7 protein-coding genes are annotated in these 13178 nt (G+C 41.3%); 5 read left to right on the forward strand and 2 right to left on the reverse strand.

Annotation, left to right across the window (positions count from 1 at the left end; genetic code table 11):
- Position 1: 1 nt before the first annotated feature.
- Together U3A58_RS14765 and U3A58_RS14770 are read right to left on the reverse strand one after the other, a co-directional pair.
- Positions 2-1744 carry a GMC family oxidoreductase gene (locus U3A58_RS14765; RefSeq protein WP_323824576.1) on the reverse strand — a complete coding sequence of 581 codons (1743 nt, stop codon included), beginning with the start codon at positions 1742-1744 and terminating at the stop codon, positions 2-4.
- 138 nt (positions 1745-1882) lie between these two features.
- Positions 1883-2575 carry an arylesterase gene (locus U3A58_RS14770; RefSeq protein ID WP_416377308.1) on the reverse strand — a complete coding sequence of 231 codons (693 nt, stop codon included), beginning with the start codon at positions 2573-2575 and terminating at the stop codon, positions 1883-1885.
- Between the two features lie 304 nt (positions 2576-2879).
- Between U3A58_RS14770 and U3A58_RS14775 the strand changes: the two genes are divergently transcribed.
- From U3A58_RS14775 to U3A58_RS14795, 5 genes are all read left to right on the forward strand, one after another.
- Positions 2880-3950: an efflux RND transporter periplasmic adaptor subunit gene (locus U3A58_RS14775; RefSeq protein WP_323824580.1), complete on the forward strand. Its 1071-nt coding sequence runs from the start codon at positions 2880-2882 to the stop codon at positions 3948-3950.
- 3 nt (positions 3951-3953) lie between these two features.
- Positions 3954-6998, forward strand: coding sequence for an efflux RND transporter permease subunit (locus tag U3A58_RS14780; protein WP_323824582.1), 3045 nt, complete (start codon positions 3954-3956; stop codon positions 6996-6998).
- Position 6999: 1 nt separating this feature from the next.
- Positions 7000-10203: an efflux RND transporter permease subunit gene (locus U3A58_RS14785; RefSeq protein WP_323824584.1), complete on the forward strand. Its 3204-nt coding sequence runs from the start codon at positions 7000-7002 to the stop codon at positions 10201-10203.
- 365 nt (positions 10204-10568) lie between these two features.
- Complete coding sequence (locus tag U3A58_RS14790) at positions 10569-11600, forward strand: 6-bladed beta-propeller (RefSeq protein ID WP_323824586.1); 1032 nt, start codon at positions 10569-10571, stop codon at positions 11598-11600.
- A 315-nt stretch (positions 11601-11915) separates the two neighbouring features.
- Positions 11916-13100 (forward strand): hypothetical protein, encoded by a 1185-nt coding sequence (locus U3A58_RS14795; RefSeq protein WP_323824588.1) that lies wholly within the window; start codon positions 11916-11918, stop codon positions 13098-13100.
- Positions 13101-13178 lie beyond the last annotated feature (78 nt).

The raw sequence follows: 13178 nt of genomic DNA on the forward strand, positions 1-13178 counted from the left end.
CTTAAATATTTTTCTTTATTAGTTCTGAAACGATGTAATCTGAGGTTCTCCAACTCAAAGCTAAAATTGTCCAAGTTGGGTTTTTATCAGCTTGAGACACGAAAGATCCCGCATCCACCACAAATAGGTTTTTGCAGTCATGGGCTTGAGAATTGGAATTAAGCACAGAAGTTTTAGGGTCGTTACCCATTCTGGCCGTGCCCACTTCATGAATGATTCTTCCCGGAGCAGCAAGACCGTAAAGCGTATCTGCGCCAGGTTTTGAGCCAAATAATTGTGCCCCTGCTCCTGTCAGGATTTCTTCGAAAGTATCCTGCATGTGTTTGGCTTGGTTGATTTCCTGATCAGTCCATTTGTAATTAAATCGAAGGACAGGAATACCGAATTTGTCCACCACATTTGGATCGATCTCGCAGTAATTGTCAAATCTTGGGACGCTTTCTCCACGTCCAGACATACCGACCGTGGAGCCATAGATTTGGCGAATGTCTTTTTTCAAGCCTTCACCATAGCCCCCATTTGGACTTGGCTTGCCGAATTCATCAGTAATGTATTTTCTCATGGAGTCCATATTTCCTCCAGCTCCATAACCAGGCTGCCCCATGCCGCCGCCATATTCTATATGATAGCCTCTCGCAAAATCCAGTTTCTTGTTATCCAACCACCAAGGAGTATACATGTGCATACCACCTGTGCCATCTTCATTGTATCGCTCGCGGCCCATCATATCTGGAATAATACCTGATCTACTTGCTCCGGTAGAATCGTGCAAATAATGACCCAATACACCTGAGCTATTACCTATTCCATTTGGATGCGTCTTTGATTTAGAATTTAGCATAATCCTAGAAGTCTCACAGGCAGAAGCGCCCAGTACAACTACTCTGGATTTGAGTTTATATTCTTTCATGTCCTTTACGTTGACAAAAGAAACTCCTGTTGCTTTGCCAGAGTCATCCGTAGTGACTTTCCTTACCATGCTGTGGGTGAAAAGATCGACTTTTCCCTGCTTCATTGCGGGATGCACCAGGCATGTTCCTGCAGAGAAATCCGCGTATACTTGACAGGCACGATTGCATTGGCGACAGAAAAAACAAACCCCCCTGTCTTTGTTGATTGGCCTCGTGAGTATGGAAAGCCTTGATGGAATCATTGGGATGCTCGCGCTTGTAGCTCCTTTTTTCAGGTAAAGTTCATGAAGCCTTGGTTTAGGAGGGGGAAGAAAAAAACCATCCGGTTCATTATACATGCCTTCTTTGGTGCCATAAACGCCAATCAGCTTGTCGACTTTATCATAGTATGGTTTGACATCATCATAGCCAATAGGCCAATCATCACCTAAGCCATCTATGCTTGCTCTTTTGAAATCATTGGGCCCAAAACGTAGAGAAATCCTACCCCAGTGATTGGTTCTACCGCCTACCATTCTGGATCGGAACCAGTCGAACTCTGAGCCGTCTTTTCTAGTGTAAGGCTCACCGTCAATTTCCCAACCTCCAATAGCAGCATCAAAATCTCCAAAAGGGCGGATTTGAGTGCCGGCACCTCTTCGTGGAGATTCCCAAGGGGGTCTAAGCTGGGTTCGATCTTCTTCTTTGGCTGGGTCGAAATCCCCTCCAGCTTCTACTACTGCTACTGAGAGTCCGGCCTCAGATAGGATTTTGGAGGCCATTCCGCCACCAGCCCCAGACCCTACAATTATCACATCGTAAGTATCCCCGGAAGATTTGATTTGAAAGCTCATTTTCTAAAAATTTTAATGAAGGTTAAAATATAGCGCAAAAAATTTGATCAATGAAACTCAACCGCTACAACCTCGACTATAAACTCGCTATCTGTAATTATTCTAGCAAGATCTTCTTTATGAAAGCATTCCTACTAATTAATTGATGCTATTTTCAATATATGGCCAGATCGTTTTGAATACGATCTCATGTCCCTCTTCAGTAGGGTGTATTCCATCAGGGAGATTTAATTCAGGGATTCCGCCTACATCTTCCAAGAGGAAAGGGATCAAGGTTACCTCTTTTTCCTTGGCAACAGCAGGGTACATGGCAGAGAATTCACTGGCGTATTCCTGACCCATATTAGGCGGAATTTGCATACCTGCCAAGATGATTTTGGTTTCAGGGAATTTTGCTCTGACTTTATCGATGATTTTGAGCAGGTTGCTTTTTGTCTCAGTCAGTTTGATCCCACGCAGACCGTCATTTCCTCCAAGCTCGAGTATGAAAACATCCGGCTTGTCCTCAAGAAACCAATCCAATCTACTAAGACCGCCCGCGGTAGTTTCGCCCGAAAGTCCACCATTGATTACGCTATAGTTTAGCCCCAGGCTATCTATTCTATCTTGGGTCAAACCTGCAAACCCATCTTCTGGGTCGATCCCATAGGCAGCAGTCAAGCTATTGCCAAAGAAAAGAATGATTTTTTGATCAGATTTCGATTCTGAAGTTTTTTCAGCGACAGCCTCTCTTTGGGAAGTTTCCGCTTTTTTCTCAGAGCAAGAGGCCACTATAAAGGCGAAAATAAAAAGGAATGCGGGGGTAATAAGAGCTTTGAAATTCAAGTTCATCATCTTAATTGAGGTGAAATGTAAAACTATATACCCAAAAGGATTTTAAGGGAAAAGGTTCAGGAATAAGTAGAGTTTTAGTCTGCTTAGATTAAAATCACTCAGGCAATTATCGAAAGAAGCTGGTAAAATCCTTGAAAGTAAGTGCGTATTTGTAAATTTTCAAATTATCCAAAATTCGTAGCTGTTGACCGACAACACATTACGTTTTTCTAAAATTGACTTTTTTTAACAACCATTAGAAAATAAAGATTTTGACATTGAAGAATTAATTAGTTTCTTAATGTCTGAAACTACTATTTAAATGAAAAAATCTACTCTCTTACTTTTCGGTTTTTTAATAGTGCTATTCTCTGCCTGTCAAGAAGATAAGGTAAAGGTCGAAGAAGCTCCCACTGAATCCTTTCGAAATGAAGTTACCGCCACAGAAGTAAATATTGCTACTGCTGAGCGCAAAACCTTCGATTATTTGATCCCCGCCACAGGCAAACTTGAAGCTGGCGCTGAAGTCCTAGCTGTGATAGAGCAAGCTGGCTATCTACTTGAGGTAAATGTCAGGGAAGGACAGTACGTCAAGAAAGGTGATATCATTGCCAGACTAGATCCTACTGAAGCGGAGTTTAGGCTAGAAAAAGCAAAGATTTCTCTCCGCAATGCAAATGCAGAATATGAATCCATGAAGATGGGTTTTGGGACTTTGTTCGAGTCAGATAATTCTGATCAAAAAGCTGTGGTGGATGAGCAGCTCCGTGCCAAATCAGGTCTTTTTCTAAGCGAGGTAGAACTCAAAGAAGCCCAGATGAGTTTTGACCGAAGTGTGGTGAAGGCACCAATTTCAGGCCAAGTGGCTGACCTCAAGTATAAGGCTGGAAGTTTGGTCGCTGCAAATACAGAGCTTTGCCAGATTTTGGGCACCAGTGAATTTATTCTTAAAGTAAAGGTGCTGGAATCAGATATAAGCCTAATAGCCATTAACCAAAAAGCGGAAGTTTATCCGATTTCTGATACGCAAACAGCCTTGACCGGCAGAGTCACCGGAATCAATCCAAAAGTAGATGAAAGCGGACTCGTGCAAGTTTCTATTACGTTGGCTGCAAATAAAAAGCTCCTGCCGGGGATGAATGCAAGAGCAGTAATTCGCGCGCCTCAAAACAACAGCTTGGTCGTACCAAAAAATGCCCTGGTCTATAGATCGGGTAGAGCAGTGGTGTTTACCATAGAAAATAGAGAGTCCAAATGGAACTATGTGGAAGTGGGAAAAGACAATGGAGAGGAAGTCGAGATTCTCGATGGTATTGAGGAGAATAGCACGGTAATCACCTCCAATAACCTGCAACTTGCACACCAGGCTCCGGTTCAAATCGTAAAAGAATAAGCCATGGTTAGATTTTTACTGGCCCGGCCGATTGCAGTTTTTATGACTTTTATGGCCTTGATGGTGTTTGCTTTCATCGTCCTGCGTACGCTGCCTATTTCGCTTTTGCCACCGATCGATGTGCCACAGATAGTGGTTAAAGTCAGCTATCCAAATGCTTCTCCAGAAGCTATCGAGCAAAATGTACTAAGTCGAATCCGTGAGGGGTTGATCACGTTGAATGGTTTGGAAGAAATGGACTCCAAGGCAGGTTCTGAAGTTGGAACTATTCGATTGACTTTCGACTACAGCACCAAAATGGAGCTGGCCTATATCGATGTCAATGAGAAAATAGACAGATTGACAAATGGTCTGCCGGAAGATCTAGCGCGTCCTGAAGTTATCAGGATCAATACTTCTGATATTCCTGTGGCGCGTGTGCAAGTGGTTCCAAAAGAAGGAGTAAATGAAGTGGAGGTAAGTCTTTTGGCAGAAAATGTTCTGAAGAAAAGAATAGAGCAGTTACCTGGAGTTTCTTTGGTAGATATCAATGGTAAGAAGGAGCGCATAATTACTGTAAAGCCAAATGAGGAGGCTTTATCAGCACTTGGGATGACTCAGCAAAACGTGATCTCTGCGATACAATCAGGTAATTCTGAACTTCCTGGAATCTCTGTGAAAGACGGTCAATTCCGCTATTACCTTCGTCTAGCAACAAGAGTAGATACACCTGCTGATATTGAGAGCTTGCCGGTCGCAGCTTCCTCGGGGGTGATTATTCCTTTGGGAAAGCTGGCAGAAGTGAGTTATGAGACTCAGGAGACACTGGGTTATCACCTTTTCGGTACGCAGGAAAGTCTGGTAATTACCGTTCATAAGCAGGCTTCCGCCAAAATGAATGAGCTGATTCCTGAGCTGAAAAAATCCCTCGAGTTGTTCAGGGAGGATTACCCTCAGGTAGAGTTTGAGCTTACCCAAGATCAATCAAATCTTTTGAATGCTGCGATTTCCAACTTGGAAACTTCCTTGCTTTTTGGAGGTATGTTTGCATTTGCAGTGCTGTTTCTCTTTATGAAGGATTATCGGCTTCCGCTCATTATTGGTGTGAGTTTGCCCTCCTCCTTACTGATCAGTTTCTTGATTTTCTACTTTTTTGATCTTTCTATCAATATCATTTCCCTTTCGGGTCTGGCACTAGGAATAGGGATGCTGATTGATAATGCGATCATTGTCTTAGATAATATCACCCGAAAGAGAGAGAGTGGCTTGCCGCTTTTCGAAGCATGTGTGGAAGGTGTGGATGAAGTAATGGGAGCGCTGGTCAGTTCCGTACTTACGACACTGGCAGTATTTGTACCGCTGGTCTTTTTAAGTGGAATTTCCGGAGCGTTATTCTTCGATCAGGCAGTGGCAGTGACAGCGATTCTGTCGGTTTCCCTTGCTGTCGCTTTTATCTTACTTCCTATGCTTTACTTCTTGATGTTTTCGAGAAGCAAAAAAGCTTACAATGACGGAGAAGGTGCGTTTTTCAGCAAGGTTCTAGGTTTGTATGAAATTGGCTATCGCAAAATTACAGGCAATAGGAAAACGGCTATGCTGGTGTTTTTGTTGCTGATCCCTCTGGGATTGGCAGTTAGTCTAGTGCTGAAAACTACTGGTTTGCCAGAAATCGAAAAACTGGATGCAACGCTGGATGTCGATTGGAGCGAGCCGATTTCGGCTGCAGAAAACCGAGACCGTGTACTTACTCTTTTGAAAAGTCTGGAAGGAAGTTATTCTCAAGTTGAAGCTGATGTTGGGGTGAAGCAATTCTTACTTTTCGATGGGGAGAATTCCATACAACAATCGTTGATGTATTTCCTTTTCTCTACAGTAGAAGAAAAAGAATCGGCACTTAAGGAGTTGGAAGCTTACCTGAAAAATAACTATCCGGAAGCATCTTTTACATTGGGCGATGCCCCAAATGCTTTTGACCAATTATTTAATTCCTCCATGCCTTTTTATGAAGTGAGATGGAAAGATCTAGGAGCCAAAGAACCTGTGGCAGAAACTAAGATGGATCCATGGCTGAGCCAATTTCCAACTCAGGAATGGGAACGTGGACCGGGATTGCAGAAGGAAGCTTCCGTGGTTTTTACACTTCGAGCAGATAAAATGGCCACGTACCAGATTCCTGTCGATGCAGTACAAAACCAGATTTCCAAATTATTTGGAAGCTTCACCATTACAGATATTAGACGGTTTGGTGAGATCACCCCAATCCGCTTGAAAGAGGACAATGCACGATTTGAAGATATTTTGCGCAGTACCAGAGTGATTGCTTCTGATACGACTTCCTATATTCTAGGAGAATTTGTGGAGTATAATTACGAGGATCATTATAAATATGTGACGGCTGACAAGGGGGGGATTTATCAATCGCTGAATGTGACTGCCGATAATCCAGATGAAAATGCCAAAGAATATATCCGTTGGGGGCAGGATAAAAACCTCGGAGTGACAATGGTCGGACAGTATTTCAAAGACAAGGAAAATATCCGTCAGTTGATCGGGATCTTGTTGATTTCGGTATTGCTGCTGTACTTTATTTTGGCTGCGCAATTTGAGAGTTTCATCCAGCCTTTAATCGTAGTATTCACGCTTCCCCTAGGAATAGGAGGTGCTTTTTTGGTGCTGTTGCTTTTTGGAGTTTCGCTCAATGTGATGTCTGCCATAGGCTTGGTGGTGATGCTGGGAATTATGGTGAATGACGCGATTCTCAAGATCGATACGATCAACCGTCTCCGCGCAACCTATGTTGAGTCAGATACGGTTTCGGCCACTGAAGCGCTCGAAATGGCACTTCACAGAGCAGGGCAGATTCGTCTCAAGCCGATTCTGATGACTTCGATCACGACTATTTTGGCGCTGATACCGATCGTATTTAGCAGCGGTTTGGGAGCCGATTTGCAGCGTCCCTTAGTATTTGCTGTGATCGGGGGCTTGACTATAGGTACCCTTACAGCCTTGTACTTTGTGCCTTTGGCTTATTGGTTCACTGTTTCCCAGAAATCTTTGAAAACGACTTAATATGACTCCATTCAGAATTCTGATAGTCTTTGTAGTCGTATCAATTTTAGGTGTGGCAGTGATTCCTATGCTATCTGTGGATTTGAATCCCAAGGAAAAATCTCCGATTCTATCTGTAGGTTTTGGTATAAACAATGCCTCCCCGGAAATAGTGGAAAAACTCGCCACCTCTCCACTAGAGGGGGCTTTTTCAAGACTATCTGAGCTTAAGGAAATCAGGTCAACCTCCAATTATAACGCTGGGTCTATTATTCTTACTTTCGATAAGAAGGCGGATATAGAGATGAAGAAGTTTGAAATCTCTTCTATGATCCGACAGATTTATCCGCAGATGGATCCGAGGGTTGGCTATCCTACAGTCGCACAGGCTGATGAGGCTCGGTCAGATGCCAAAGACCCTATTCTGATCTACAGTGTCAACGGACCTTTTGCTTCTTTTGAAATCAAGAAAATAGCAGAGGATATCCTGAAGCCAGCACTGACACGCTTCGAAGAAGTGGAGGAAGTAGATGTGCGTGGGGCAAATGATCTGCAGCTTTTCGTAACCTATGATATTCAAAAGATGCAGGCTTTTGGAGTCACCAGGAATCAATTGAGTGCAAGTATAGGCCGGGCTTTTGGACTGAGCTTTCCTGGTGCGGTGATGAATAAGGAAGGTAAAACGCTCTTTGTACAGGTGGATCGCTCGCTGAAGGAAAAGGATCAACTGGAGAACTTGGTCGTCAGCGAAATGGATGGCATAGAAGTACGACTCCGGGATGTGGCTAACTTGACTTTGGAAGAGTCAGAACCAGAACGTCATTTCAGAATCAACGGAAATAACTCAGTTACTCTCGCTGTTTACAGCCGAGATGGAGTCAATAAAGTCCTGCTGGCGCAAAAGCTCAAACTTGCTATTCAAAAAGCTGGAGAGCTACTTCCTGCAGGTTTTGAGGTTCGGATGGAAAAAGACGACACCGAATACTTAGAAAAGGAGCTGAATAAAATCTACAAAAGATCTGGCCTTTCAATTCTGATATTGGTCGTATTTATTTTCCTGATCAATAGAAATATTAAATACCTGATGATTCTCTTTTTGGGAATTTTGGCAAATCTAAGCCTTTGTGCTATTGTGCTATATTTTCTGAAAGTGGATATTCACATGTATTCTTTGGCAGGATTGACGATTAGCTTTGGGCTGATCGTGGACAATGCGATCATTATGATCGACCACTTGCACAAGCACAAAAATCGTCGTGTATTCCTGGCACTTTTGGCAGCCTCACTCACGACGATTGCAGCGCTGATGATTGTCTTTTTCCTTCCTGAGGAAAACCGGAGAAATTTGACCGAATTCTCCATTGTCGTCTCGGTAATGCTGGGCATTTCGCTTTTGATAGCCTTAGTATTTACTCCGGCTTTTTATCAGGTGATGTTCAAAGAATCGGTAAGTCAAGGGAGAAAATTGACCATTCCGAAATTGCGAAAGCGTGTCAAAGCATTGCGAAAATATGAATCAGGAATAGCTTGGACAGCGAAATACAGAAAGACCTTCATTACATTATTGGTCCTGCTTTTTGGGCTACCGATATTCTTTCTTCCAGCAAAGTGGGAAGACCACGAATGGTATAACAAGACGGTTGGGAATACCTTCTATCAGGAAGAGATACGTCCGTATGTGGACAAAGCCTTAGGTGGTTCCATGCGCATGTTTGCGCGGGGTGTGTATGAAAAAGGTGGGTATCGGGAGGTGGCAAAGACAAGGCTATACGTTACCTGTCGATTGCCGTTTGGGAATACACTAGAGCAAATGGACTTTATCATGCGTGAGTTTGAGTCTTACCTGAAGGACGTGGAAGGAATCGATCAATACGTGACTTCAGTGTACTCTGGTCAAAGTGCCAGAATAGAGATCACCTTCAAAGAAGCCTATGAAAATGGAGCTTTGCCCTATCAATTGAAAGGTAAACTTTCTGTGAAATCTACGGATTGGAGTGGAGCTCAATGGAATGTCTATGGTGTGGGACAAGGTTTTTATACCGGAGGTTCCAGCGATCAGATTCCAAGCTACCGAGTGAAAATGAAAGGGTACAATTTTGATGAATTGGAGCGACAGGCGAATATATTGGCAGAGAAGCTTTTGGTACACAAGCGGATTCAGGAAGTGAAAACCAATGAGCGAAATTATGGTGAACAGAAAACAGAAGAATATGTGCTTCGTCTGGATCAGAATAAAATGGCACTGGGGCAGACTAATCAATATGAAGTTATTACTGCCATGCAGGATATGTCGAAGCCAAGGGGGGCATCGACCACTTTGACCTTAGAGGATCAAAACTATGGACTTGTAATCCGTGAGCGTAGGTCGGGCGATTTCAGCAAGTTTGATTTAGAACAAAAGGGGTTGATAGGAGGGGAAAACAAGGTTTTCAAAATCTCTGATTATGGCACCCTGACCAAGGAAACAACCACCAATTCCCTTAATAAAGAAGATCGTCAATACATCCGGATTGTAGCTTTCGAGTATATGGGTTCAGGAAAGTTTGGAAATGAATATCTCGAAGAAGTACTCGATGAGATGAAGCAAATTATGCCCATAGGATATGAAGCGGAGAGGAATTCTTATTATTGGAATTATGATCAGCAGAAGCGACAGTATTCCTTGTTGGGGCTTTTGATTATCGGGGTTTTTATGATTTGTTCGGTGTTGTTTGAGAATCTAAAGCAGCCGATTTATATCATCGTGCTCATCCCGATTAGTTTTATTGGTTTGTTTTTGATCTTTTCACTCTTTGATTTTTACTTTGATCAAGGCGGTTATGCTGCTTTTGTGATGCTGGGAGGCTTGGCTGTGAATGCTGGGATTTTCATCGTCAATGACTTAAACAACAGAAGCCAAGGGCTTTATAACCGAAATGTATTGAAGTCTATCGCTGGAAAAGCTATCCCGATTTTGCTCACGATTATGTCCACCTGTTTCGGCTTGATTCCATTTATCATGGAAGGGCAAAATGAGGTCTTCTGGTTCTCACTTGCGATAGGAACTATTGGCGGATTAATATTCAGTATGATTGGGGTGTTTTGGGTGCTGCCAGTATTGCTGTGGAAGAAATCTCTCGCAATGGCGCAAGGACACGACGATTTCGTTCCAGAAAGGAAACCAGGTGGCAAACGAAAGTGGCTTTTCTCGCGGCGGCGCGGCGGCGCAGCGTTGGGTAATGGTTGAGGGTTTTTGAACCTCGAAGGTTTTGTATGTGTGTTTTAAAATTTCCCAAAACGCAACAACCACATATTTACGCCTCCCGGTAGGTATCTGGAGCGGATAAAATTTTGAAATCTATAACAATGAAAAAGGTAGTAGTAATAGCATTTTTAGCGCTGCTTGGCTGTTGAGATAGCGCTATGTATGAATGTAAAAGTAAGCCTCAACAGATCCATTTCTAACCATATCCAATGATGCAATTGCCCAAACTAGTTCAAGTTCAATCGGTTATTCTTGTAGCGTCACAGTGATATGTTCAGCTGAAAAGATAATTTCATGTACTGGAACAGAAGTCTGCTATAGATTTTCAGGATCAAGTGTAAGTTGTGATGGTAGATCCACTTGGTGTTAAACTTAATATTAAAATGTTTGGAAAAACCTGCTCAATATTACTGCTATTTTGTGTAGTAAGTTGTATATCAAAAAACAAAGAAATTGAAAACTGGACTCAATTAAATCCAACTATTCAATATGAAAGTTTAAATGACTCAACGTATATATTTGATATAAGAAACATAGTGGCTTATAAAGATAACTTTCTATTAGTAAACACTTCAGGAAACACTATATATCTAGTATCAGAAAGTTATACTCTAAAAGAGAAAATTGGAGAAATGGGAGACGGCCCAGGTCAATATTACAATCCACAACGGATAGTATTTGAAAATGATACGCTATGGGTTGGAGACTCTGGAAACCAAAGAATAAACGCTTATAACCTAGATGGAAATTACCTCTTGAGCTTCAAAACTCCTGAACCATTTTCGCTAGCTAATGGGGAGTTTACAAAAAATGGTGACTATTTCTTCTTTCATACATTAGACGGAGCCAATTCAATAATAAAATACAATTATAAGACAGATGCAAAATCCTATTTTGGCAATTATACAGGTGATACTAATGATAGGAATTCGATATTCATGAATGATGCTTTAACCAACCTCCATCTAACAAAAAAAGGAGACATATTGACTGTTAATTGTCAAAACAGCAATATAAACATTTACACTTCAGATGGATCGCTACTCCACAATTACACTTATCCAAACCTATTATCAAATTTTAAAGAAAATATAGCAATGCTGGAACAAACATCAAGAGAAAGGTCAGATTCATATGTAATGATTCAAAACTCATACCTAGACAAAGATTATTTGTATTTATTATTAACTAGTAGAATTATTAAAAACACAGATAATTTTTCTCCTAATAAAATAATTAAGATAAACGTTGAAAATGGGAAAATTACAGATTACTACGATTTACCAGATAAAGTATACTTGAGCGTTTCAGCCGTAGAAAACAAGCTTTTTGCATTCAATAAAGTAAGTAGTAAAATAGAGGTTTACAATATGGAATAAACCACAAGTAATGAAAAAGGTTCTACCTTTGAAATCAGTGGGAAACCCATCTTTCCCAAACTATCAGGAGTTTTTGGACGAGCTTGTTGAGAAATAATGTATTGCTAAAAATGTAATTTTATTCGTGGACACTGGGCAGTTAAACTTAACATCTTAGGTATTTCGACGTGAGATTTGACATAAATGGCTAGTCCTATCATCCCTGCAAATTTAAAATTCAATTTTAAATTTGCAGGGATGATTGATCTTATCATTGTTCCATGTGCTATAAAACCACCCTTTCCCGACTAACCTTAAAACCTTTGACTCTTTACTATGAATAAATACCTTAACCTTACCTCACTTTTTGCTATTCTACTTTTTTCATGCTCCGAATCTGAGGATAAATCCATTTCTACCACTACCGACCCTCTTCAAGAACTTCAGTTTGAAGTGGTTGATTCTATCATGGTGGACGTATTGGAAGATTTGGTGATTTTGGATTATCAAGATGATCTTGATCAATATCTTATGAAGGAGCGTCGTGGAGGTAAAATTTTCATAGTAAATGGAAATGGAGAAATGATCGAAGAAGTGACACTTGCAGGAGAAGGTCCCAATCAAGTTTCGATGATTTGGGAAGGAAGGTTTTTGGGTAAGGATAGGTTTATATTCAAAGAATTGTCTGCCACGATGGACTATCATGTGTTTGATAGGGACTTCCTTAAAATAGAAAAGATTAAAGGTCCAGCCATTGGCGTGAATGCAATTTTTATTTCTTTTTACCGACAGACATTTTCTACTTGGACTAATGATGGTAAAAACTTTATTATGGGAGAGGAAGTGAATTCTTATAACCCGGGGGATGTAGATCCTGACAAAATCGGAGGCGGTTTTTATAGTCAGGTGAAGACGGGTTTTTTGTATGACTCCAGTCAGGATTCTATCCGATATTTGAATTTATATCCTGAAGCATGGGTGCCAAGAAAGACGAAACGTTGGATTGGTCAGAGTTTTCCATTTTTAACATTTGATACTAAGCGGAACAAAGCCGCAATTCTTCCTCCGATAGGTGACCAACTTTTCCTTTATGATTTTGAAGGAAATTCATTGATAAATGAAAAATCAGTAAAATTATCTCATCCTGATAGAGATCAGGAAATCCCTGATGTATCTCGAGAATACCTACTTTATCCATCATTCAGCGATGTAAAAAGTTTTGGAGAGTATCATTTGGCGATTTTTTATACTTCAATTCCGGAAGATGTTTATAATGAGTATAGGTCAAAAGGAGAGAATTACCAACAAGATCCAGAGTACAGAAAAGCACATGCTAAGCATAGAAATCCACGATATATTGTTGTGAAAAATGGGAAGCAAATCGGAATCCTTAATGAACTTCCGGTCTCAGGACAGGTAAACCTTGGGTTACCTGATGGCACCTTGATAGTCAAAGCTGCGGATGGAGAAGTGGAGAGGGATTACAATCTGTTTTATAAGATCAGGTTTGTGGAGGAGTGAGCAACCTAATTTTATCATTAACTCTTAAGAATTATAGTCTGCTCACCAAATCAGACTACCACAAGTGGTAACAGGTTT

The organism is Algoriphagus persicinus (assembly GCF_035156415.1).
Classification (GTDB): domain Bacteria; phylum Bacteroidota; class Bacteroidia; order Cytophagales; family Cyclobacteriaceae; genus Algoriphagus; species Algoriphagus persicinus.